We start from the raw sequence: 23,188 nt of genomic DNA, 5'->3' as shown, positions 1-23,188 counted from the left end.
GGGCATGTGGTACAAATTCAACCCCTTTCAAAACTCGATCAGGGTGCCCTTGTTGATCAGTGCACCAGGTGCCAAAACAGGCCATCGGGTCAGCGCAAATTGCAGCTTGGTCGACATGCTGCCAACCCTGCTGGATCTGGCCACAAAAAATCATCCCCCTGAATTGGTCGATCATTGCGATGGCCGCAGCCTTCACACTTGGTTGCACGGTACCGACTCGTCGTGGAAAGATGAAACGCTGATTGAATTCACCAGCGAAGGGGTCCACGCCCCTGCCTTCATCTTGCGCAAAGGCCACTACAAATACACCTATTGCGAGGGCGATCCAGGCATGCTTTTTGACTTGCAAAAAGACCCCTTGGAGTTACGCAACCTCTGCCAAGAGCCAGAATTTATGCCACTTGCCCAAGAATTGGCAAACGAAATAGAAGCCCGCTTCAACCCTTCAAAAGTCAAAAGCGAGGTCATAGCCAGCCAACGACGTCGCTTGTTTTTGAACAGCACCTTGTTCAAGGGTCACCACACCAGTTGGGACTACCAGGTTCACAAGGACGCCAGCAAACAATACGTGCGCAGCTCTGCCACGACCAGCACCACGGCCACCAAAGCCAAAGCGCGCTTTCCGTTTGTGCCCACCGCTGCGCCAGACACCCCCAGAAAACCCATCCCATAAAACGCTTGTGAACTTCGCCGAACCCAAACCATTGAAGGACTTCATATGAAAAAGTTTTTGCGCTCTCTGATCATCACATCACTGGGACTTTTTTTAGGCACAGCACATCTCCATGCTCAGACTTACCCCAACAAGCCTGTTCGTGTGGTGGTCCCTTTTCCTGCAGGCGGTATTGTTGACATCTTGACGCGAGCGGTCACCGAAAAGGTTGCCTCCAACTGGGGGGTTCCCATCATTGTTGAAGCCAAACCAGGGGCTGGTGCATTGATCGGAACAGAAGCTGTGGCCAATGCGCCGGCAGACGGCTACACATTTTTAGTGGCGACCATCACCACCGCCGTTGGCCCTTTGATCAACCCGCAATTCAAATATGACTTGCGCAAAGATTTTGCTGCTGTTGCCATGTTTGCCACCGCCCCAAACATTGCAGTCGTCCCCCCTTCATTGCCCGTTTCCAACATGAGTGAGTTGGTTGAATTGGCCAAAAAAAATCCTGGGAAATTCAACTATGCCCACACCGGGGTGGGGTCGACCAACCATTTACCCGTTGAGTTTTTGAAATTTTCTCGACAGCTCTACATTGTCCCGATCACCTACCGGGGGCAGCCACAGGCCATCACGGATGTACTCGCTGGGCAAATTCAACTTTTTATGGGCGCTCCGGCTTTGCTTGTGCCGCATGTCAAGGCAGGAAAATTAAAGGCCATCGCGGTGACATCGTCGCGCCGGCTTGAAGACACCCCTCAAGTGCAAACCCTCACTGAGTCAGGCTTTGGCGATGTGCAGGGTGGCTCAGGCTGGTTCGGCATCGTCGCCCCTGCAGGAACGCCTCCTGCCATTCTTAAACGCTTCAACGAAGAAATCAATGCCGCCCTGAAAGCGCCAGAGGTCATCGAGCGGCTGCGCAAAGCCTATGCCTTTCCAGAAGGCGGCACGGCTGAAGATTTCACAAAATTCCTCAACGACGAAGGAGCGCGCTGGACCAAACTGGTCAAAGAGGCGAACCTCAAAATTGAGTAAATTCTTTTCTCTGCCGGGGCGGGATCGGCGCAAACCTCAGATCTCTGGCCTCGGCAACCACACCAAGGCGAGGGAAATGCCCACCATGGCCATCAGGGTTGACACGGCGACAGCGGCAGTCACCGCGTCTTCTTCTTTGCGATAGCGCTGAGAAAACAAAAATCCATTGGCGCCCATCGGCAAGGCGGCCACCACCACCATCACGGACAAGGGCAGGCCGCGCAGACCCAAAGCCCAAGCCACCACCAGCATCAACAGTGGGTGCAAGACCGTTTTAACCAGTGACAAGTGAATGGCCTTGACCCTATTGAGACCCCAGTGTGTCTGCGACAAGGTGATGCCCACCAACAACAACGCCATGGGCGCAAAAGCGCTGCCCAGCAACTGCAAGGGCTTGTCCACCACAGGATGCAGGCCCAAGCCCGTTTGTGCGTACAACAAGCCCAACAAAATGGGCAAAGGGACCGGATGCAACAAGGCGCTGCCGATCGCCTGACCCACGGTATGCCACAACTGCCTTGAGTGACCCAGGGCCAGGTGTTGTTCACGGGCCACTTGAAGCTCCAAAACCAAGGTGGCCAGAGTCAACAAAACCAAGGCATGGACGGACACCAAGGTCAGCAACAAAACTTGACCCGCCTGACCGTAAGCGAAACCGATCAAAGGCACACCAATCATCAAGGTGTTGCTAAAAATACCCGCCAAGGCCAGCACCGTCGCATTGGCATTGCGCCCGTAAACAAATACCAAGACAAAAAACAGAAACACGGTCACCGCCAAATACTGCGCCACCGGTTCGAAATCAAGTTGCTCGATGTGCACGCTGCTCATGGTTCGGAACAGCATCGCCTGGGTCAGCACCATGAACACCAGGTTAGACAAATCACGCACCGACTCGCCACGCACCCACTTGGCCTTGCCTGCGACAAAGCCCATGCAGATCAGCAAGACGACGGGCAAAAGTGAGGAAAGAACGGGATGATCAAGGTTCATGGCCTGATTATCCCGTTGCGCCAGCGGCCTCCGGCGGCGGAAACCACGTAGCGCCGCCATTCAGGCAGCGCAACGTGTACCGCATCAGAAGCTGGCCTGAACCCCCAGCTTGAAGCTGCGCCCCGGCAAAGGCGACTTGCCAAAAGCCGTGCTCGTGAGGATCGAGCTGGCGCTGTAGGCCAACTGATCGGTCAGGTTGTCCAGACGGGCAAACCACTGCAGCACGGTGATGTCCAGCTTTTGGCGGTAGGACACGCTGGCATTGACCAGGGTGTACGCGCCGGTGGCCACACTGCCTTCGGGCACACGCTTTTGCGCGGCATGCCAGTCAGCGCCCAGCTTGGCGTTCCAGGGGCCTTGGCCATAAACCAGCGTTGCACCCAAGCGCATCGGGGCAATGCGGGGCAAGGCCTCTCCCGTGCTTTCGTTGGTGGCCCGCACGGTGTCGGCACGCCAATCGAAGTCGAGTGTCGAGGTGTTTTGCCACAAACGCTGGCGGCCGCTGGCTTCCAAACCGTAAAAACGGGCCTTGACGCCTTGGTAAAGTTGCACGGGCAAACCGTCCTCAACATCCAGGGTGTTCATCAAGCCGATGTAGTTGGAAAACTGGCTGGCAAATGCCGTCACATTCAGGCTGTCTGGGCCCGTTTTCCACTGGACACCGGCATCCAGGCTGTTGGACTTTTCCAAGCCCAGGTCTTTGTGGCCGATCTCCCATGCATTTGTGGCCAGATGCGGGCCATTGGCAAACAATTCGTAGTCTTTGGGCGCACGCTGCGTCATGGCCGCATTGCCTGTCAAAGACCATGTGGGCGACAGCTTGAAAACTGCACCCGCCGCCACACTGAACGGTGTGAACTTCTTGACGCCGACACCCTCGTCAAAGCTCGGTAAATCGGGGTTGCCCAAGGACTCCACCCGCACAGACTCCCAACGCGCCCCAGCAGTGACTTGGCCCCAAGTGGTGGGCAACTCTTCGTGCACAAACAGCGCCTGGCTGCGGGTGCGACTGAAGGGCGCAAAGGCTTCGTCGCCGACAGCAGAAAAGCGGCTTGAATCGGCCTGCACACCCAGCACGCCTTGCCACCCTGAGAGCGGACGATGACGCGCTTCGATGCGCAGGTCTTGGCCCTTATTGGAAAAAACGGTTTCAGGCCCCCCATTGAAAAACTCGGTGTGCTGGTAATCGGTGTGACCCAGACGGGCCTTGACACTTTCAAACCAGCCGGGCAGTTGGCGCAGCTGGCCTTCCAATGCATAGCGGGTGGTCTTCATGCCAATCGTCACTTTGTCTTCGGCCACTGTGCCGTAATCGCTTTGGTAACTGTTGACCGATGCGCCCAAATAGCCGTTGGCCCAGAAAGTACTGGCGCCGATCGCACCGCCTCGTGACTCGCTGGCCGAATTGCAAATGCGCTTTGCGAAGCGGGTTTCGTCCGTTTTGTCGCAAGCCAGCGACACGGGCACGCGCACATCGCCTGTTCGGCGGTCAAAACCGTCCACATGCAAGGCCCAGCGTTCGTTGCCTGCCTCCACCAGGCCGGCCAGGCTGCGTTCGTCATTGCCGGTGCCCGCCTGTACTTGGGCTTTGCCCAGCACCCCCGACATGGCTTCGCGCGGGATGCGGTTGTCGATCACATTGACCACGCCACCCACAGCACTGCCGCCATAAAGCAAGGCGGCGGGGCCGCGCAAAACCTCAATGCGGTCGGTGGACAGCACATCCAAAGGCACAGCGTGGTCATAGCTCAAGGCAGAAGCGTCCAGGCTGGATGCGCTGTTGTGCAGCACCCGGATGCGGTCACCGTCCAGGCCCCGAATGATGGGGCGGCTGGCGTTGGGGCCAAAGTAGGTGCTGGACACGCCCGGCAAGCCGTTGAGGGTTTCGCCCAACGTGCTTTGCCCGCGTTCCAGCAAATCGTTGCGTCCCATGGCACTGACAGGCACCGTGGTTTGGTCGCGCCCCAAAGGGTTGCCGGTGATGACGATTTCGGTGGGCACACCGGTGGTCACCGCCTGCGCAAATGCCGAAGCCTGAGAAAAAGAAATGGCGGCCAGGCAAGCGCCCGCCAAAGCCGAATGTTGAAAAGAATGTGTCATGAGCATCTGCTTGAAAAGAACAAGAACAGGCTTCGGCCTTCAGTCAAACACTGAAGGCCAAAAAGCCGGGATCAGGGGTTCAAATCAGAGCAGGTGGCGCACGCGCTTGCGCCAGGGACCAGCGGTCGTGGCCCCGTAAAAAAGCGGCCCAGAAGACCGGTGCCTGCACGGGCACCATGGGTGCAGACCAGGCCAGCAGCGATGCATTCAGGCTGTCGGCGTGGGCCAGATGGTCCAGCACCTGACACAACTCCGAGCCTGCCGCATGGCCGGAATGATCTGCATCGTTTTCTGTGTGGGCGTCGTTTTCTTCGTGGGCATGACCGGCATGCAGCCCGGCGGGCGCGGACAGCGCAAGCTCGGCACTGTGCACAATGCCATGCCATTGGCCCCATACGGGCGCCAACAACAAAGCCCAGACCAGCAGACCGGTCTGCCAGGTGGGCAAGCGAAAACGCGCGAAATTCATCAATGGCAAGCCTTGACTCGGCCGATCAATGGGCGTGCTTCATGCCGCAATATTTTCCAAGGGCCAGGCCCTTGCAAGCCGTTTGCAAGGCTTTGGTGCACTGGTCCGGCTTTTTGCCCGACTCCAGGCATTTGGCCGCCGCCTCATGCGCCTCGGCCATGGCGCGGTGACGTGCAATGTCTTCCAGGGTTTCCTTGTTGCTGTGCTGTGCGCCAGCCAAGCCAGCCAGGGTCAAAGTGATGAGAAAAAATGCAATGCTTTTCATGGTTTTTGTCATGGTTTTCACGGCGCACCCAGCGCTGTGATGTCAATCGCGCACCAAACGCGCGAAGGTTTTTTTGAACTTCAGAACCTTGGGGGCGGCCACAGCCATGCAGTAGCCCTGGTAGGGGTTGCGCTCAAAAAAGTCTTGATGATAGTCTTCTGCCGCACTGTAGTTGGCCAGCGCCAGCACTTCGGTCACGATGGGCTGACCAAACGCCCGGGCGGCTGTCAAATCGGCGATCAAAGCCCGGGCCAGCTCGGCCTGTTCAGGCGTGGTGAAGTAAATGCCGCTGCGGTACTGCGTGCCTGCGTCATTGCCCTGGCGGTTCAGGGTGGTCGGGTCGTGGATCACAAAAAAGATCTCCAGCAACTCGCGGGTGCTGACCTGGGCTGGGTCGTATTCGAGCTTGACCACCTCGTTGTGCCCGGTGCGCCCAGTGCAGACTTCGTCGTAGGTGGGTGACACGGTGTGGCCGTTGCAATAACCTGACTCGACATCGGTCACGCCGCGCACCTTGACGTAAACCGCCTCGGTGCACCAAAAGCAGCCGCCGCCCAAAACCAGTGTTTCTGTCATGCTTTTTCCTCTTGTGTATTGAAGATTATCAGCCGCGCAAGCCATCACCTTGCACCGCCAGCACAAAGTCCTTGAGGGCTGTCTGGTCTCGGTCGCTGCGCCAAAGGCAGCGGGTGTCGTAACGCACATCGACTTCGCGCAGCGGCACAAAAACCGCACCCGCCAGCGCAGATTGCTGCAAAGCCTGCGGCACCAGCGCGACCCCCAGGCCCTGCGACACCAAAGACACCACACTCAGCCAGTGGCGCAATTCATGCACCACGGGCGGCATCCAGCCTGCTTGCTCGCAGAGCAACAAAATGCGCTCGTGGTAATCGGCCGAGACCGTGCGCGACACCACCACCAGGTCTTGTCCGGCCAATGCTTCCAGGCCCAAGCTCGCAGCCCCGGCCAGTGCGTGGCTGGCCGGTAAACACGCCACCAAGGGCTGACTGACCACCAAAATATGCTCAAACCCCGGTGGCACCCGGGGCGTGTGGACAAAGCCCACATCCAGCCGCTCACGCAACAATTCAGACAACTGTTCGGCCGAACTGAGCTCACGCAGCACCAAGCGCAAACGCGGGTGACTGGCCTGAAAGCGTTTGAGAATCTGCGGCAAACCGCAATACAGCATGGTCCCGGCAAAGCCAATGGACAACTGGCCTGATTGCCCCTCGGCCACATCGCGTACCTGCTGAGCGGCTGCGCCGGCTTGCGCCAACAGGGCCCGGGCCGCAGGCACAAAGGCCAGGCCAGCGGCTGTGAGCTGCACGCCCCGGCTGTTGCGGTTGAAAAGACGCGCGCCCACTGAGGCTTCGAGCTGCTGGATGTTCAGGCTCAAAGGGGGTTGTGAAATCGACAGCCGCTGGGCGGCGCGACCAAAATGCAGCTCTTCGGCCAGCATCAGGAAGTAACGAAGGTGACGGAATTCCATGGATTTAAAATTTATATTGCCGCATCGATAATCAATATTAGACAACTATTCATCAACGGCCAACAATGGCCCCAATGAAACTCGCTGGCGTCTGGACCCTGCGGGATGTGAAAATTCTTTCACACAAGCACCCTGACCTTGGCACAGACCCAATTGACAACCCCCGCCTGGAGACCCGAATGAAACCCACCTTTCAATGGAATGACCCCTTCTTGCTGAGCGAGCAACTCAGCGACGATGAGCGCGCCATCGTGGACGCCGCCCACACTTTTTGCCAGGATCGCCTGCAAACCCGTGTGTTGCAAGCCGCCCGCCACGAAAAGTTTGACCGCGAAATCATGAACGAAGCCGGTGCCATGGGCTTCCTGGGCTCCACCATCGAAGGCTATGGCTGTGCGGGTTTGAGCTATGTGGCCTATGGCCTGATCGCCCGCGAGGTCGAGCGCGTGGACAGCGGTTACCGCAGCGCCATCAGCGTGCAAAGCTCGCTGGTCATGCACCCGATCAACGAATACGGCAGCGAAGCCCAACGCCAGAAATATTTGCCCAAACTGGCAACCGGCGAATGGGTGGGCTGCTTTGGCCTGACCGAACCCAACCACGGCTCTGACCCGGCCAGCATGCTGACCCGCGCCAAGCCGGTCGATGGGGGATTCATCGTCAAGGGCGCCAAGATGTGGATCACCAATTCGCCGATTGCCGATGTGTTCGTGGTCTGGGCCAAGCTGGAAAACGAAGATGGCTCGGTGGGTGGGCAAGAAGCCATCCACGGTTTTATCCTCGAAAAAGGCATGAAGGGCCTGACCGCTCCCAAGATCGAGGGCAAGATGAGCCTGCGCGCCAGCATCACCGGCGAGATCGTGATGGACGATGTGTTTGTGCCGTCTGAAAACCTGATGCCCAACGTGAACGGCCTGAAGGGCCCGTTTGGTTGCCTGAACAAAGCCCGCTACGGCATTGCCTGGGGCGCTTTAGGTGCCGCCGAAGACTGCTGGTTCCGTGCGCGCCAGTACACCATGGACCGCGTGCAGTTTGGCCGCCCGCTGGCACAAAACCAGCTGATCCAGAAGAAACTGGCCGACATGCAAACCGAAATCGCACTGGGCCTGCAAGCCTGCCTGCGCGTCGGTCGTCTGATGGACGAAGGCAAATCGGTGCCCGAGATGATCAGCCTGATCAAACGCAACAGCTGCGGCAAGGCGCTGGACATCGCCCGCATGAGCCGCGACATGCACGGCGGCAATGGCATTCACGACGAATACCACGTGATCCGCCACATGATCAACCTGGAAACGGTGAACACCTACGAGGGCACACACGATGTGCACGCCCTGATTCTGGGCCGGGCTCAAACCGGTCTGCAGGCTTTTTATTGAGTAGCCCGCCAGAAAACCAAGGGGCTTCGGCCCCTTTTTTAATGGCATTTCACTTTACATTCTGGGAGGGTGCGTAGCTTGACGAAATGCGACCCACCGCCTACATTACTAACCTGTTAGTCATTAACCCAGTGTTGTGAACCCCGCCCTGACCTCTGTCCCTCACAAACGTGAACGCCGCAAACAAGACCGCCCGGGCGAATTGCTCGAAGCCGCGTTGGATTTGTTCGTCGAAAAAGGCTTTGCCGCCACCCGCGTAGAAGAAGTGGCCGCGCGGGCGGGGGTGTCCAAGGGCACGCTGTTTTTGTACTTCTCCAGCAAGGAAGACCTGTTCAAAGCTGTGGTGCGCGAGAACTTGGTGGCCGCTGTCGCCCAAGGGGCCGCCGAGGTGGCTCAGTTTCAGGGCAGCTCCGGGGAGCTTCTGGAATGGATGATGCTGCAATGGTGGCGCCGTTATGGCGCGACCAAGGCGTCTGGCATTTCCAAACTGGTGATGAGCGAAGCCAGCAACTTTCCAGACCTAGCCGATTTTTTTCGCACCGAGGTCATCACGCCCGCCCACGCTCTGGTGCGCAGCGCCTTGCAGCGCGGCAAAGACCGGGGCGAGTTTCGCGCCGTTGACACAGACTTGGCCCTGCACTCGGTCATGGCACCTCTGCTGTTTTTGGTCATGTGGAAACACTCCATGGGGCCTTGCTGCCCCAGCCATGAACAGATTGACCCTGAAGCCTTTATCTCTCAACACGCCCAGTTGATAGCGCGTGGGCTGTCCATTTCCTGAAACACCATGAAAAAATCAACCCTCTGGATTTTCACTGCGATCGCTGCTGCTGCCTTGTTAGCAGGTGGTGCCCGCTGGGCCAGCCAGCGCAAAGTTGCCCCAGTCGCGACCCCGGCAACGAGCACGGCCGCCAACCAGATCGAGCTGGGTGCTGGCGAAGTCGTGCAGGCTCAAAAAATGGCCATGCAATTGGGCCTGCCGGTTTCGGGCACGCTGAAAGCCAGCCAAAGCGCCATGGTCAAAGCGCGCGTGGTGGGTGAACTGATGGACCTGACGGTGCGTGAAGGCGATCTGGTCAAAACAGGCCAAGTGATCGCCCGCATCGATCCCGCCGAATACCTGGCACGTGAGCGCCAGGCCAAACAACAAGCCGAGGCGGCGTTGGCACAGGTCGATATTGCGCAGAAACAGTTTGACAACAACAAAGCGCTGTTTGACCGGGGCTTCATTTCTCAAACCGCCTTGCAAAACGCCCTGTCCAGTCTGAGCGGGGCCAAAGCCACCCACCTGGCCGCCCTGGCCGGACTCGATGTGACCCGCAAGGCCCTGGACGATGCGACGGTCCGTTCGCCCATCAGCGGTCTGATTGCCCAACGCCTGGCTCAACCCGGTGAACGCATGGCGCTGGATGCCCGAATTGTGGAAGTCGTCAACTTGAGCCAACTGGAGCTGGAAGCGGCCTTGCCCGCAGCCGATGCCAGCCACGTGCGCCGCGGCATGACGGCGCAACTGAAAGTCGAGGGCCAGGAAGAAGCCCTATCGGCCAAAGTCTTGCGCATCAACCCCGCGGCCCAAGCCGGCAGTCGAAGTGTGCTGGTTTATCTGGGCATCACAGGCCAAGAGGGTTTGCGACAAGGCCTGTTTGCCGAAGGGCTGCTGGGCACCCGCACCGTACAAGCCCTGGCCGTGCCGCTGTCGAGCGTGCGCACCGACAAACCGATGCCCTATGTGCAAGCGCTCGAGGGCGATCAAGTGCGACACATCCCCGTGGAAACCGGTGCACGTGCCGAAAAAACGCAGCAAAACATCACCCTGACCTGGGTCGAGGTCAAGGGGATCACCGAAGGCACCCAGGTGCTGACAGCGAGCGCCGGGGCCGTTCGCGAAGGCACCCGGGTGAAGTTCACCGCTGGCGTGCGCTGAAGCACAACACCAAGGCCTATCCATGTGGTTCACCCGCGTCAGCCTGAAAAACCCCGTTTTTGCCACCATGGTCATGCTGGCCCTGGTGGTGATGGGCTTGTTTTCTTACCAGCGACTCAAAGTCGACCAATTTCCCAACATCGATTTTCCGGTGGTGGTGGTCAGCACGGAGTACCCGGGCGCCTCGCCTGAAATCGTCGAGAGCGAAGTCTCCAAAAAGATCGAGGAAGGCGTCAACTCGATCGCCGGCATCAGCGCCCTCACCTCACGCAGCTACGAAAACCAGTCTGTCGTGGTCATCGAGTTCCAACTGAACATCAACGGCCGCAAGGCAGCCGAAGACGTGCGGGAAAAAGTAGCCGCCATCCGCCCTTCCCTGCGGACTGAGGTGAAAGAGCCCAAGGTGCTACGGTTCGACCCGTCTGCCCGCGCCATCTGGTCGCTGGCCGTGGTGCCCCAAACCGTGCAGGGACAAACCCCCAGCGCGGTGGAGTTGACCAACTGGTCAGAGCAGGTACTCAAAAAACGCTTGGAAAATGTGCGCGGCGTGGGCTCCGTCTCACTGGTTGGTGGCACACGGCGAGAGATCAACCTTTACCTGCAGCCCGCTGCCATGGAGGCGCTGGGCGTGACGGCTGACCAGGTGGTCACCGCGGTGCGCAACGAAAACCAGGACTTGCCGGTCGGTGCCATTCGCTCCATGGAACAAGAGCGCATGGTCCAGATCGAGTCGCGCATGAAGCGGCCCGAAGACTTTGAACGCATCATCGTGGCCCGAAAAGGCAACACCCCAGTGCGCTTGTCCCAGGTGGCCCGCGTACAAGATGGGGCCCAAGAACTGGAAACCATGGCCCTTTACAACGGCCAGCGCACCTTGCTGCTGACGGTGCAAAAAGCCCAGGACGAAAACACCATCGATGTGATCGACGGCTTGGTCAAGACCGTTGTCGAGATGAAAAGCCAGACACCTGCGGGCATCCGGCTCGAACCCATTGCCGACGGCTCACGGCCCATCCGCGTGGCGGTCGACAACGTGCGCCGCACCCTGATCGAAGGCGCCGTTCTGACGGTGCTGATCGTCTTTTTGTTTCTCAACTCCTGGCGCTCGACCGTCATCACGGGCCTGACTCTGCCGATCTCCCTGATCGGCACTTTCATGTTCATGCAGATGTTCGGCTTCACCATCAACATGGTCACGCTGATGGCCTTGTCGCTGTGTGTCGGTTTGCTGATTGACGACGCCATCGTGGTGCGCGAAAACATCGTGCGCCATATGCAAATGGGCAAGAACGCCTGGAATGCCTCCATGGATGGCACACAAGAGATTGGCCTGGCCGTGCTGGCCACCACCTTGTCCATCGTGGCCGTGTTTTTGCCGATTGGCTTCATGGAAGGCATCATCGGCAAGTTTTTCCACGAGTTCGGCATCACCATCGTGGCGGCGGTCTTGATCTCGATGTTTGTCAGCTTCACGCTGGACCCGATGCTTTCGAGCATCTGGCACGACCCCAGCATCGAGGCGCATGGCAAGCACCTGGCGCCCGTGACCTTTTATGACAAAACCATTGGCCGCGTGACGGGCTGGTTTGAGCGGGCCACAGAGCGTCTGGCCGAGCGTTACCAACACATCCTGGCCTGGTCGCTGGTGCACAAACGCAAAACCGTGCTCATGGCGGTGGGTATTTTTGCACTGAGCATTTTCATGCTGCGCTTTGTGGGCACCGAGTTTGTGCCCAAGGCCGACTTCTCTGAAACCACTGTGAATTTTCAGACCCCTGTGGGCAGTTCACTCGAGACCACCGAGGCCAAAGCCAGGCAAGTCGAAGCCATCATCCGCGAGTTTCCGGAGGTGCGCTACACCCTGGCCACCCTCAACACGGGCAATTCACTGGGCAAAAACAGCACCAGCATTTATGTCCGCCTGATCGACCGCAAGGACCGTCAGCGCAACGTCGACCAGATGTCAGGCATCCTGCGCGATCGGCTGAACAAAGTGCCTGGCATCACCGTGACCCACGTGGGCCTGCTGGACTCGGTGGGCGGCAACAAGCAGGTGGAGTTTTCCTTGCAAGGCCCCGACCAGCGCGAGCTGGAGCGCCTGGCCTTGGGGGTGATGGAGAAAATTCGCAACATCCCGGGTCTGGTGGATCTGGATTCCAGCGTCAAAGCCAACAAGCCCACCATCCGCATTGAAGTGCTGCGCGATTCGGCCGCCGACCTGGGCCTGGGCACAGGGCAACTGGCCGGGCCCTTGCGAACCCTGGTGGCGGGTCAAACGGTGGGCAACTGGCGTGCGCCAGATGACCAGACCTACGACGTGAACGTGCGCCTTGCCCCCGAAAGCCGCAATTCACCGCAAGACCTCGAACGTCTACCGTTTTCCGTGGGCGCTGGGCCTGACGGCAACCCACGCACCGTGCGCCTGGGCCAGGTCGCCAAAGTCACTGAAGCCACCGGCTCGAACCAGATCAACCGGCGCGACCTGTCGCGCGAAGTGGCCATCAATGCCAATGCCTATGGCCGGGCCGCAGGCGAAGTGTCTGCAGACATCCGCAAGCTCATGGACGGCGTCAGCCTGCCACCGGGCTACCGCTATCAGTTTGGCGGCTCCACCAAAAACATGGCCGAGTCGTTTGGCTACGCTCTTTCGGCCCTGGCCATGGCCGTGATCTTCATTTACATGATTCTGGCCAGCCAGTTCAAGAGCTTCTTGCAACCCCTGGCCTTGATGACCGCCCTGCCGCTCACACTGATTGGGGTGGTGCTGGCCTTGATGGCGTTCCGCTCGACCCTGTCGATGTTTTCGATCATCGGCGTGATCATGCTGATGGGCTTGGTGACCAAAAACGCCATCTTGCTGGTGGACTTTGCCATTCGGGCACGCGAAGACCAGTTGGACTCACAGGGGCGCCGCATCCCGGGCATGGCGCGCAACGAAGCACTGTTGATGGCGGCCCGAGTCCGTTTGCGCCCCATTTTGATGACCACTCTGGCCATGATTTTCGGCATGGTGCCCCTGGCCTTTGCCATGACCGAGGGGTCTGAACAGCGCGCCCCCATGGGCCAGGCCGTGATCGGTGGCGTTATCACCTCTTCCTTGCTCACCCTGGTGGTGGTGCCGGTGGTCTATTGCTACATGGATGATCTGGCTCAATGGATTCGCCGCAAAGCGGGGCTTGCCCCCAGCGCCCGTCAGGGCCAAGACACGCCAGCCCCTTAAAATCACCTCAATTTAGCGATAACCCTCTCAGGAGTACCCCCGATGGATCTGAATCAAGCCCGATTCAACATGATCGAACAGCAAATCCGCCCATGGGAAGTGCTGGACCCGCAAGTGCTGGAACTGCTCTCGGTCGTGCACCGCGAAGACTTTGTCCCGCTGGCCCACAAGGCCCTGGCCTTTGTGGACATGGAAATCCCTTTGGGTACGGCGCCCAACCAGGTCATGCTGGCCCCTCGGGTTCAGGCACGCTTGCTGCAAGACCTGGTCGTGAAGAAAACCGACAAAGTACTCGATATTGGCACGGGCTCCGGCTTCATGGCCGCCTTGCTGGCGCACCAGGCAGCGCATGTGCTGAGCCTCGAGATCGACGCGAACATCGCAGCCCAAGCCCAGGCCAACTTGCAAAAAGCGGGCGTGACCAACGTGACCGTGCGCCATACCGATGGCAGCCAGGGCGCAGCGGCTGACGGCCCGTTTGATGTGATTTTGCTCAGTGGTTCGGTGGCCGAAGTGCCTGCTGCTCTGCTGCAACAACTGACTGTGGGCGGCCGTCTGGCTGCCATCGTGGGGGACGAGCCCATGATGCGCACCACCCTGATCAGCCGCACCAGCGACAACAGCTGGACCACCACTGAGCCATGGGACTGCAACGCCCCCCGCCTGAGTGGTTTTGCCGAACACTCACGCTTCCAATTCTGAGAGCACCACACCATGGAACAGATCACGCCTGAACACATCGCCGAATGGGCCAAAGCCCAGCCGCAACGCCCCATCTTGCTGGATGTGCGCGAAGGCTGGGAATTGCAAACAGCGAGCGCCAAGACCGATGCCCTGGACTTTTTGCACATCCCCATGCAAACCATTCCGGCGCGTCTGGATGAGCTGGACAAATCCCGCCCGATTGCCTGCCTGTGCCACCACGGTGGCCGCAGTATGCAAGTTGCAGCCTTTTTGCAGCAACATGGTTTCCAAGTGGTCAATGTGGCTGGTGGCATCCACGCTTGGTCGGCGCAAGTCGACCCGACCATTCCGGTTTATTGAGCCGCTTGGCATTCCTGATTTCAGAAAGACACATTTCCATGAAACTGCGCATCTTGCCTTTGACCCTTGCCCTGGCGGCCGTCTTCACTGGATCGGCCCAAGCCCAAAGCCTGGTCCAGCTCTACGAAGCCGCCAAAGGCCATGATGCTGCTTTCAAAGCGGCGCAGTCCCAATACCAGGCCAATCTGGCCAAAGCAGAGCAAGCCAAAGCCTTGCTGCGCCCCACGGCGGGCTTGGGGGCCACCCTGAGTGAGTCTGATTTCAACAGCCAAATCGGCACAATTCCAGATGCACGCTACGGAACTCGCAACGCCACGCTCAGCGCCAGCCAGCCGCTGTTTCGCCCCGCCAACACGGCCAGCTACCAGCAAGGCCTGAAACAAGTGGGCTTGGCCCAAGCGCAATTGAAAGCGGCTGAGCAAGACCTGATTGTTCGGGTCAGCCAAGCTTATTTTGACGTGCTGACAGCCGAAGAAAGCCTGGCGTTTGTGAAGGCCCAAAAAGCGGCGGTTGCCGAACAATTGGCAGCGGCCAAACGCAACTTTGAAGTCGGCACCTCCACCATCACCGACACGCGCGAAGCACAAGCCCGCTTTGACCTGGTGATCGCCCAGGAAATTGCGGCTGAAAATGATCTGCGCGTCAAGAAACTGGCGCTGGACCAATCTGTGGGCACGCAAAACGCGCAGCCTGTTCCCCTCAAATCCGGGGCCAACCTGAGCCAGGTCGCCAGCGCCGATGCCGAGACCTGGGTGCAACAAGCCGTCGGGCAAAGCCCCAGCATCGAGCAAGCCCGCATTGGCCTGGAAGTGGCCCAACTCGAAACCGAAAAAGCCAAAGCCGGACACATGCCCACACTGGATTTGACCGCCACCTACGGCAGCACCCGGTTTCGCAATGGAAACCAGTCGTCCAGAATTGACAACAACACAGGCACCATTGGCCTGAGCTTCAACCTGCCCCTGTATGCAGGTCACGCCACACAGAACCGAATTCAGGAAACCGTTGCGCTGGAAGAAAAAGCCCGCATCGACCTGGAAGGTGCCCAGCGCACAGTGGCACAAACCACACGCACCGCCTATTTCGGCGTGCAATCCGGCCTGGGTCAAGTCAAGGCCCTGGAAGCGGCTGAAGCCTCCAGCCAAAGCGCGCTGGATGCCAACAAGCTCGGTTACCAAGTCGGCGTGCGCATCAACATTGATGTATTAAATAGCCAAAGCCAGTTGTTCCAAACCAAACGCGACCTGGCCAAAGCGCGTTACGACGTATTGCTGGGCCAGCTGAAGTTGCGCCAGGCGGCAGGGGTGCTGAAGAAGGACGATGTGGAAAGTATCAATAACCTACTCAAGCGTTGAGGCAATCTGTCTGAGTCGGTTTTCGATTTGCTACAGACCAATAGCTAAAACACTTGATGACTCATATTGATTCGTGAACTTCTCAACATTACAATCCTTAGCATTATCAGTTGGCCGTTGGGGAGTCGTAGGCATGGCTGTAAGCATGCCGATTTCACGGGCTCTTTTCAACCTTTCCGCCTTAGCCATGATCATCGGGTGGCTTCTTTCGGGTGATTGGAAATCAAAGCTAAATGCAGTGACCAAAAATTCCTCTGCAAATGCTGCGGTATTTTTATTCCTTATAGGCGCATTGAGTCTTTTTTGGGTGGGTGCCATCGAAAAGGAACATTGGGACCAGCTTCGCGGATACAGTCGACTGCTTTATATCCCAATAATCCTTACTCTATTGACCACATTGGATTGGGAGCGAAGGGCGTGGTTAGCACTTTTAACGGGAATGCTAGTCACTTTAATAGCTTATTCAATTACAATATTTTTTAAAATACCCGGCTTAAATAACATGCCTGGATACGGGGTATTTTATCATCATATAGCACAAGGCATGGCTCTCAGCTTTTTGAGTGCATACGCTTTACACCAAGCCATTTATCTGAAGAAAAATTATGTTTATCGTTTTTTTTGGCTTATCGTTTGCTTTATTATCCTTGGAGGCTTAATAATCTACGGAATAAGCAGAACCTCACAGATCAGTGCGATAGCGGCATGTACCTTGGTCATCATTTTTCGAGCATCCCCCTCAATGCGAGTTGCAAGCTTACTTATTACTCTTATGGTCAGCTTTATCGTCGTATTCAATGCACCTAATATGCGAGACAGATTTGCCTTAGGTTTAAAGGAGGCCGCCTCATTTGAGCAAGATGGCGAATTAACTTCAATAGGTGCTCGCTTGAAGGCTTGGCAATTTTCTACAAACCTTATTCGAGAGTCACCATGGACTGGCAATAGCATAGGCGCCTATAGGCCAGCCGCTTATGAGTATTTTAAGAATTCACCGATCTGTACTCAAGGCGTTTGTGAACAACCTCATAATCAATTCATCCTTACAACATTTGAAACAGGATTTTTGGGGTTGTTAACATTGATGGCGTTTTTAATAACCCCATTATTCAACACCTCAAAATCAAAATCAGTTGCTGCTCAACTTACTTTACCATTTTTGGCGATCGTGATCATCACAGCATGCTTCGATAGTATTTTGCAAATCCAAGGTCAATTATTTTTTACAGTCACAACTTTAGGGATAATTTTGGCATCTGCTAATTTAACAATTAGTAAAAGTACAAATAAAATTTAAGTCCAATTAGTAGATTATCATGAAATAGCCGTTGGCTTCTTAAATTTATTTCAAATCCAAGAACAATCTAAAAACCTCTTAGTTTACAAACAAGGCTTTGCACTAAAAATCAACGCCAAATATTGTATTTTCCGCGAAAATAATCTACACAAGCTTGATTGGCAGCATCTCGACCACGTCCCTCATGAACCAACTTACGCAGGGATGCATCTTTAACTTCATTGCTACTGCCTTTTGTGCGGTGATCACTTTCCCTATTAAGCCAAACTGGCACCTTATTCAAATTTAATTGACCTGAAAGCCAAATATCGTCCACCATCCATAAAATCTCGGGAATATCATAGGCAGCATCGGTGAAAAATTCAGGCTTCACCAGAACGCCGCCCCATCCCTCCAATATATCGACGTAGCCACTGCCAATATTTTTGCGAGGTTTCCAATTTCCAAGCGTTAAGGCACGCTTCAGTCGGTACTTCAGATCCTTGTTCAGCCTAGAAGAACGGGGTTGGCGCTCGCCTCGAAAGCCATGCGAGCAGTAATCTGCAACATCACCCCCCTCCTCTACGATGCAGCAATCGGGATGATCATGACTGGCGTCTAGGAATCGCTGTGCCCAATCGGGGTCGTAGACCTTGTCGTCGTCGCAAAACAAAATACTCACATTTTGACCTTTGTACTCCTTGACTGCGGGCAACACTTTGGTGGCAGGTCCCATGTCGCCATCAACCAAGTGGATTTGAACGCCGTTGGGTACAGCAGGTAGGACGGAGGGGTCCCACTCGAAGCGGCGGTATTGCCGGGGCAGGTACAGATTGATCGATGCGACAGTTGCCTTTTGATTAACCAGCGAGTTCAGGGTCTCGTGAAGGTAGGGAAACCGCGGAGGGATGGCTGTGAGGGAGATGACGAGTTGACTCATGGGTATGTTCAGATTTGACCGCCGAATTTATGCCAGTATTTCTGCATCCATGACACAGCACCACAGCCATAATGAGGGAAACGATCCCAATTACCCTTTGGTGGCCGGATCAGATCAATTGGCCGTGGTAGACCATGGAAAGCAACAACTTTAGCGGTTGATGGTGGTGAAAGAGGTTCGCGAAATCGGTCAATAATTAACGGCTGACGCAAGTGGTATTTGAAGCTGACGATCCAATCCTGTGGCCAATAAGTGATCTCTGGGACTTCACCGTGAAGATAGTCCTGCTCAATTTGATATTTTTTGACAAACACGTCTCTATCACTATACAAGCGATCAACAATCCATCCCAGAGCTCCAATATCAAAAGAGAACACTGAACTCATCGTACGGGGGGAGCCTGGTTTGCCTTTCCAGGGCTGGGAGTCCATGGCCACAAGCGCACCTGGTAGTGCAAACATTTCGTCCAAGTTGCTACAGATCACAGAATCTAGGTCAATGAAAAGCGCGCGCCCTCTAAGACCGTACAAATCATGTGAAAAAACACCGAGCTTTGGCCACGCACCGTTGTAATAGTGCCATTCGTCTAGCCCGATGTCAGGAATGGGATAAACCTCCACCTCGGGCAGCAGACCCTGCGCCTCGTTGGTCAGACAGACGAATTTAAAGTCGCCACTGATGTGTGCACGGCAGGCTTGGTACAGAACATTGACATATTCAGCAGGGTAAAGCGTCCCCCACTTCATGCAAATGACCGTTCGGGAAAGGTTCATGTTGGTGATCTCAATTGCAAATTGGTGTTTGAAGCGAACAACCGCCCACGCCTGAACAGGTAAAAAATACGGCCAAACAGATTGCGTGTTTGTTCAACGTACTTGGTCCAGCGCTGCCTCAAAGGAGGCCGGGTGACTTTGCTGAAATTTTCGCCAGTAATTGTGCTCACACCCTCATCGTGAGGTTGACAGGGAAAAGGCTCCAAGCCGAAGTGCCGAATGTCGTAACGGTGCACCCGCTCCAATTCACGGTCAATGGGCGCACGGATGGGCAGCATCTGGGGCAATAACCTCTGCGCGGTCTTGCGGGTGATGAGGTAAGCGCCAAACCCTGTTGCAGCGCCAATGTAGGCATTGAGACTGTAGTCGCCCAAAAAACCTTGGCGGACAGGTTGCTTGGCCCGGATTTTGGCCAATTTAAGAATATCCCAGTATTCCACACCACGCAAAGAGGTGACCAAGGCTTGTGCAAAGTCGGGCTTAAAAACCATATCATCTTCCAGCACCAGTAAAACTTGGCAGGGCGAATCCAACAACAGTTGCCACGCTTTCAGGTGAGAGTGATAGCACCCTATTTCACCGGGCAAGATGCCGCGACCGGTGTGCCAACGGAAAGCACCAGCATCCACTGTTGGCTGCAATTGCTCGCATTGCGCTGAACCGTCTATAGCTGAGAGCACTTGGTAGCCCAAGCCAATATTATTAAGACGCTGCGCCATTTGGGCACGTCGTTGTGTTGATCGATCCAGGTTAATCAACAAGACCATCAAACCTGGCAGTTGCAAGGACGCTCTCATGAAACAAACACCTTTTGCGCGGACATGGTCCAGAAATTGGGCTTTTGCAAATGTCCGATAAAGCCAGCGGCGGCTTGACCCGATCCAAAAGCTTGGTCTTCGGACTGTCGCTGGGTCCAATTGTTCACAAGAAAGCTCGCAATCGCCTCAACCTGGAAGGCCGAACAGGGCTTGATGGACTCGGCTTGTGAACGATCGTTCTGCCTAGTCCCCACGTCGAGACTGGGCAAGCCCAGAAAAGGCGCCTCTCTGACGCCAGCACTGCTATTGCCCACCATGACTGCCGCGTTCTTCATCAGCTCCGAAAAGTAATTGAAGCGCATCGAGGGAATCAAACGGAATCGCTCTTTCGGCAGGGCTTCAATCACGGCGAAGATTTCATCCGTCCCCGGATCGTTGTTGGGGGCAATCACCACAAAGTTCTTGCCGCTCGCTTCGAGGCAAGCGAACAGTGATTTAGCTTGCGCGCCAATGGTGTCCGCCTCTGACGTGACGGGGTGAAAAATCACGATGCCGTAGTCGTCAAACGGAATGGCATAACGTTCTTTGACTTCTTCAATCGTCACGCCGGATGGGCGGGCATGCGTGTCCAACTCGGGTGAGCCGATGTTGAACACCCGGTCGGGGGCTTCACCCAGCGCCAGCACACGCTGGCGTGCGGCTTCAGAGCTCACAAAGTGGGTTGCACAGAGTTTGGTGTTGCAGTGGCGAATGCTCTCGTCGATGGTGCCCGACACCTCTCCGCCTTCGATGTGGGCAGAGCGGATGTAGCGCATGGCGCAGACGATGGAAGCCGCCAATGCTTCGACCCGGTCGCCATGGATGATGACCAGGTCCGGGCGGTGCTCGTGCACAAAATCCGAAAAACCCAAAATGGTCTTGGACAGGATGAACTCCAGCGCATCGCCTTCGCGCTGGTTCACAAATTCAAAAAATTCGGCACCGGCAAAGCGTTTGACTTCCAGCCGCGTTTCGCCATAGCGACGCATCATGTGCATGCCGGTGATGAAAAAGCCGATCTCAAAACCCGCCTGCTGGGCCGCATGGGCCAGCGGCTCAAGCTTGCCAAAGTCGGCCCGGGTGCCGGTCACAAACAAAAGCTTCTTGCCCGTCACCGGCTCAGTCAGGTCCGTCATTGCGGCTTCTCCACACCGTCAAAATCAGTCCAGCGCAACTGCTGGTTGCGCGTGACCGCCTGTGTCAGGCGTGCGCCGATCAACTGGTCAAAGTACTGCACCGAGATCTCGCCCGACCCTGGGCGACGTGCCCAGATGTCGGCTTCTGTGACCACATGCCCTGCAGGCAGGTCTTTGTCGGCCACCACCGAGCCGCGCGCAAAGCGGTAAACGTCTTCTTCGGGGGCTGTGCGCACTTTGGGGTTGTTGAGTGCCGTGTGGATTTCCTTGGAGCGGTCGATCAGGAATCGCAATTCGGCCGGGTCCATCGAGCAGGAAATGTCAGGCCCTTTGCGGTAGCGTGTGTCGGTGAAGTGGCGCTCCAAAATGCACGCCCCCAGGGCCACGGCCGACAAGGCCATTTCGGGGCCAATGCTGTGGTCCGAAAAACCGACCACCGCGTTGGGAAAGGCTTGGCGCAAATCGGTGACGCCCTGCAAGCTGACGATCTCGGGCGGTGAGGGGTAGAGGTTGGTGCATTCCAGCAGGGCGTACTCAATGCCTGCGTCTTCCAGAATTTGGACCGACGGTTTCATGCTCTCAATGGTTTGCATGCCGGTGCTCATGATGACGGGCTTGCCCATGCGGGCAATGTGCCGGATGAGTGGCAAGTGGTTGCATTCGCCCGAGCCGATTTTGAAGGCGGCCACACCAATCTCGTTGAGAAAATCAGCCGCCGCCCGCGAAAAAGGCGTCGAGATGTAGATCATGCCCAGCGATTCAGCATGTTTTTTCAGCGCGATTTCATCGTCTTTGCCCAAAGCGCACTGTTGCATGACGTGCCAGATCGAGATGTCCGCATTGGGCGGGAAAATCGACTTGGCCTCGTCGGTCATCTCATCGTCCACAAAATGGGTCTGGTGTTTGACCATTTCACAGCCGGACAGACGCGCAGCGGTCACCATGGCCTTGGCCACCTCCAGGCTGCCCCCGTGGTTGATGCCGATTTCGGCGATGACGAGGGGTGGATGCTTGGGGCCGATGTCGCGGTGGGCGATTTTCATGATGGGTTTCCTTGGGTGGCGCTGCTGAGCAGGGCGGCGCAGCGCTCAAAATCTTCGACATTATCGATGTCAAAGCTGCGCTCTGGTGGCATGACCACGGTGCCAATGCGTTGGCTGACAAAACTTTGCTGTTCAATGAACCATGGTGCATGCATGGCGTAGACAGCGCCGTTCGGTTTATAGACAGGGGGCAGACTTTGGCGGTTGGCAAAGCAGTGCTCGGGGCTGGACAGCGGCACAAAGCGGCCATCGGGCTGCACCTGTCCCCACTTGAGCACGCTGCGTTCGGCATCGGTGACGGACATGACCAGATCAAACGCGCCACTGGCCAGGCGCTGCAGCGCGGCTTGCACGTCGGCCACCTGACGCAGCGGCGAGGTGGCTTGCAGCAACACCACCGGGCCTTTCACCTGAGCAGTTTGCAGCGCATGCACCAGCACCGGTGCCATGGGCACGGTGTCGCCGCAGAGCTCGGATGGGCGCTGCAGGGCCTGCACAGTTTGGGGCAGGTCTGCGCTCAGTACCTCAAGGATGTCGGTGCTGATCAGCACCCGGCTGGCCCCTGCGGCCAGCGCCAGGTCCACCGCGTGGCGGTAGAGCGGTTTGCCGGCCAGCAGTCGGGTGTTTTTGCCGGGCAGGCCTTTGGATCCTCCACGCAAAGGGATGACGGCTGTCCAGGGGGTCAGGTTAGTGGGCATGGGCGTAACTATACTGAACGGTTGAAACAGTCCACCGCATCCATGACGCCACCCTATCGATCAGCTCAAACGTCCTTCCCTTCCAGAGGACTGGGCTGGGCCATTCGGGTGTACGAGTTACTGTGGCACCTGTTGCTGCCTCTGGTGCTGCTGATGCTGTGGCGGCGCGGCGCCAAGGAGCCTTTGTACCGCCGGTTCTGGGGCGAACGCTTTGGCGGCGCGCTCTGCACCTTGCAGCGGCCGGTGTGGGTGCATTCCGCGTCGATGGGCGAGATGCGGGGGGCCGCGCCTTGGGTGCACGCGCTGATCAGCCAGGGGTTCCCGGTCTTGATCACCACCTTGACGCCTGCCGGACGGCTCACTGCGCACAAGCTGTTTGCCGACGCGATGCACAGCGGCCAGCTGCAGTTGGCCTATGCCCCAATGGAGCTGAGCTGGGTGGTGCGCCGTTTTCTGGCCCGGGTGCGGCCGCGCTGCGCGGTGATGACCGAGATTGACACCTGGCCGGTGCTGCTGGCCACCGTGCGCCGCGCCGGAGTGCCGCTGGCGATGGCAAATGCGCAGTACCCCCAAGCCAGCTTTGAGCGCGACCAG

Annotated in this window: 23 protein-coding genes; 11 read left to right on the top strand and 12 right to left on the bottom strand. The window is 57.1% G+C overall.

The window, feature by feature from the left end:
• Positions 1-673, top strand: a 673-nt coding sequence (locus ACIQ3A_RS08580) for a sulfatase/phosphatase domain-containing protein (protein ID WP_396431322.1), incomplete at its 5' end; no start/stop codon positions are given.
• 45 nt (positions 674-718) lie between these two features.
• Positions 719-1,693 (top strand): Bug family tripartite tricarboxylate transporter substrate binding protein, encoded by a 975-nt coding sequence (locus ACIQ3A_RS08575; RefSeq protein WP_396431321.1) that lies wholly within the window; start codon positions 719-721, stop codon positions 1,691-1,693.
• Between the two features lie 36 nt (positions 1,694-1,729).
• Here the strand turns inward: ACIQ3A_RS08575 and ACIQ3A_RS08570 are convergent, their stop codons facing one another.
• The 6 genes from ACIQ3A_RS08570 to ACIQ3A_RS08545 form a co-directional block, all read right to left on the bottom strand.
• On the bottom strand, positions 1,730-2,686 hold the full coding sequence (locus ACIQ3A_RS08570) for an AEC family transporter (protein ID WP_396431320.1): 957 nt from the start codon (positions 2,684-2,686) through the stop codon (positions 1,730-1,732).
• 84 nt (positions 2,687-2,770) lie between these two features.
• Positions 2,771-4,786 carry a TonB-dependent receptor gene (locus ACIQ3A_RS08565; RefSeq protein WP_396431319.1) on the bottom strand — a complete coding sequence of 672 codons (2,016 nt, stop codon included), beginning with the start codon at positions 4,784-4,786 and terminating at the stop codon, positions 2,771-2,773.
• A gap of 79 nt (positions 4,787-4,865) precedes the next feature.
• Positions 4,866-5,255 carry a DUF2946 family protein gene (locus ACIQ3A_RS08560; protein WP_396431318.1) on the bottom strand — a complete coding sequence of 130 codons (390 nt, stop codon included), beginning with the start codon at positions 5,253-5,255 and terminating at the stop codon, positions 4,866-4,868.
• A 25-nt stretch (positions 5,256-5,280) separates the two neighbouring features.
• Positions 5,281-5,520: a hypothetical protein gene (locus tag ACIQ3A_RS08555; RefSeq protein ID WP_396431317.1), complete on the bottom strand. Its 240-nt coding sequence runs from the start codon at positions 5,518-5,520 to the stop codon at positions 5,281-5,283.
• 42 nt (positions 5,521-5,562) lie between these two features.
• Positions 5,563-6,096, bottom strand: coding sequence for a peptide-methionine (S)-S-oxide reductase MsrA (gene msrA / locus ACIQ3A_RS08550; RefSeq protein ID WP_396431316.1), 534 nt, complete (start codon positions 6,094-6,096; stop codon positions 5,563-5,565).
• A gap of 28 nt (positions 6,097-6,124) precedes the next feature.
• Positions 6,125-7,012, bottom strand: a complete 888-nt coding sequence (locus ACIQ3A_RS08545; RefSeq protein WP_396431315.1) for a LysR substrate-binding domain-containing protein — start codon at positions 7,010-7,012, stop codon at positions 6,125-6,127.
• 179 nt (positions 7,013-7,191) lie between these two features.
• Here ACIQ3A_RS08545 and ACIQ3A_RS08540 point away from each other — a divergent pair, with 179 nt between their 5' ends.
• From ACIQ3A_RS08540 to ACIQ3A_RS08505, 8 genes are all read left to right on the top strand, one after another.
• Positions 7,192-8,388 carry an acyl-CoA dehydrogenase gene (locus ACIQ3A_RS08540; protein WP_396431314.1) on the top strand — a complete coding sequence of 399 codons (1,197 nt, stop codon included), beginning with the start codon at positions 7,192-7,194 and terminating at the stop codon, positions 8,386-8,388.
• A gap of 136 nt (positions 8,389-8,524) precedes the next feature.
• Positions 8,525-9,169: a TetR family transcriptional regulator gene (locus tag ACIQ3A_RS08535; RefSeq protein WP_396431313.1), complete on the top strand. Its 645-nt coding sequence runs from the start codon at positions 8,525-8,527 to the stop codon at positions 9,167-9,169.
• Between the two features lie 6 nt (positions 9,170-9,175).
• A complete protein-coding gene (locus tag ACIQ3A_RS08530; RefSeq protein WP_396431312.1) occupies positions 9,176-10,312 on the top strand; it encodes an efflux RND transporter periplasmic adaptor subunit in 1,137 nt (378 codons plus the stop codon).
• A 22-nt stretch (positions 10,313-10,334) separates the two neighbouring features.
• On the top strand, positions 10,335-13,532 hold the full coding sequence (locus tag ACIQ3A_RS08525) for an efflux RND transporter permease subunit (protein WP_396431311.1): 3,198 nt from the start codon (positions 10,335-10,337) through the stop codon (positions 13,530-13,532).
• A gap of 42 nt (positions 13,533-13,574) precedes the next feature.
• The gene (locus ACIQ3A_RS08520; RefSeq protein WP_396431310.1) at positions 13,575-14,234 is read left to right on the top strand and encodes a protein-L-isoaspartate O-methyltransferase; all 660 of its coding nucleotides are present in this window, start codon (positions 13,575-13,577) and stop codon (positions 14,232-14,234) included.
• Positions 14,235-14,246: 12 nt separating this feature from the next.
• Positions 14,247-14,576 (top strand): rhodanese-like domain-containing protein, encoded by a 330-nt coding sequence (locus ACIQ3A_RS08515; protein ID WP_396431309.1) that lies wholly within the window; start codon positions 14,247-14,249, stop codon positions 14,574-14,576.
• A gap of 38 nt (positions 14,577-14,614) precedes the next feature.
• Positions 14,615-15,931: a TolC family outer membrane protein gene (locus ACIQ3A_RS08510; RefSeq protein ID WP_396431308.1), complete on the top strand. Its 1,317-nt coding sequence runs from the start codon at positions 14,615-14,617 to the stop codon at positions 15,929-15,931.
• Between the two features lie 73 nt (positions 15,932-16,004).
• Positions 16,005-17,228: an O-antigen ligase family protein gene (locus ACIQ3A_RS08505; RefSeq protein ID WP_396431307.1), complete on the top strand. Its 1,224-nt coding sequence runs from the start codon at positions 16,005-16,007 to the stop codon at positions 17,226-17,228.
• A gap of 109 nt (positions 17,229-17,337) precedes the next feature.
• On the opposite strand, the gene ACIQ3A_RS08500 is transcribed toward ACIQ3A_RS08505, so the two are convergent.
• The 6 genes from ACIQ3A_RS08500 to ACIQ3A_RS08475 are packed head-to-tail and all read right to left on the bottom strand — an operon-like array spanning position 17,338 to position 22,594.
• Positions 17,338-18,147 (bottom strand): glycosyltransferase family A protein, encoded by an 810-nt coding sequence (locus ACIQ3A_RS08500; protein ID WP_396431306.1) that lies wholly within the window; start codon positions 18,145-18,147, stop codon positions 17,338-17,340.
• 8 nt (positions 18,148-18,155) lie between these two features.
• Positions 18,156-18,920, bottom strand: a complete 765-nt coding sequence (locus ACIQ3A_RS08495; protein WP_396431305.1) for a hypothetical protein — start codon at positions 18,918-18,920, stop codon at positions 18,156-18,158.
• On the bottom strand, positions 18,917-19,717 hold the full coding sequence (locus ACIQ3A_RS08490; RefSeq protein WP_396431304.1) for a glycosyltransferase family 25 protein: 801 nt from the start codon (positions 19,715-19,717) through the stop codon (positions 18,917-18,919). Before ACIQ3A_RS08490 ends, ACIQ3A_RS08495 begins: the two co-directional genes overlap by 4 nt.
• The gene (neuC, locus tag ACIQ3A_RS08485) at positions 19,714-20,853 is read right to left on the bottom strand and encodes a UDP-N-acetylglucosamine 2-epimerase (protein ID WP_396431303.1); all 1,140 of its coding nucleotides are present in this window, start codon (positions 20,851-20,853) and stop codon (positions 19,714-19,716) included. The genes ACIQ3A_RS08490 and neuC overlap by 4 nt, the downstream gene beginning before the upstream one ends.
• Positions 20,850-21,896, bottom strand: coding sequence for an N-acetylneuraminate synthase family protein (locus tag ACIQ3A_RS08480; protein ID WP_396431302.1), 1,047 nt, complete (start codon positions 21,894-21,896; stop codon positions 20,850-20,852). Before ACIQ3A_RS08480 ends, neuC begins: the two co-directional genes overlap by 4 nt.
• On the bottom strand, positions 21,893-22,594 hold the full coding sequence (locus tag ACIQ3A_RS08475) for a cytidylyltransferase domain-containing protein (RefSeq protein WP_396431301.1): 702 nt from the start codon (positions 22,592-22,594) through the stop codon (positions 21,893-21,895). Before ACIQ3A_RS08475 ends, ACIQ3A_RS08480 begins: the two co-directional genes overlap by 4 nt.
• A 21-nt stretch (positions 22,595-22,615) precedes the next feature.
• Between ACIQ3A_RS08475 and ACIQ3A_RS08470 the strand changes: the two genes are divergently transcribed.
• Positions 22,616-23,188: 3-deoxy-D-manno-octulosonic acid transferase (locus tag ACIQ3A_RS08470; RefSeq protein WP_396431300.1), on the top strand; the 573-nt coding region annotated here is incomplete at its 3' end.

Origin of the sequence: Limnohabitans sp., from assembly GCF_044361985.1 — a bacterium.
Classification (GTDB): Bacteria; Pseudomonadota; Gammaproteobacteria; order Burkholderiales; family Burkholderiaceae_C; genus Limnohabitans_A.
The sequence above is the reverse complement of the archived record's forward strand: the minus strand, read 5'-3'. Positions and strand labels throughout refer to the sequence as shown.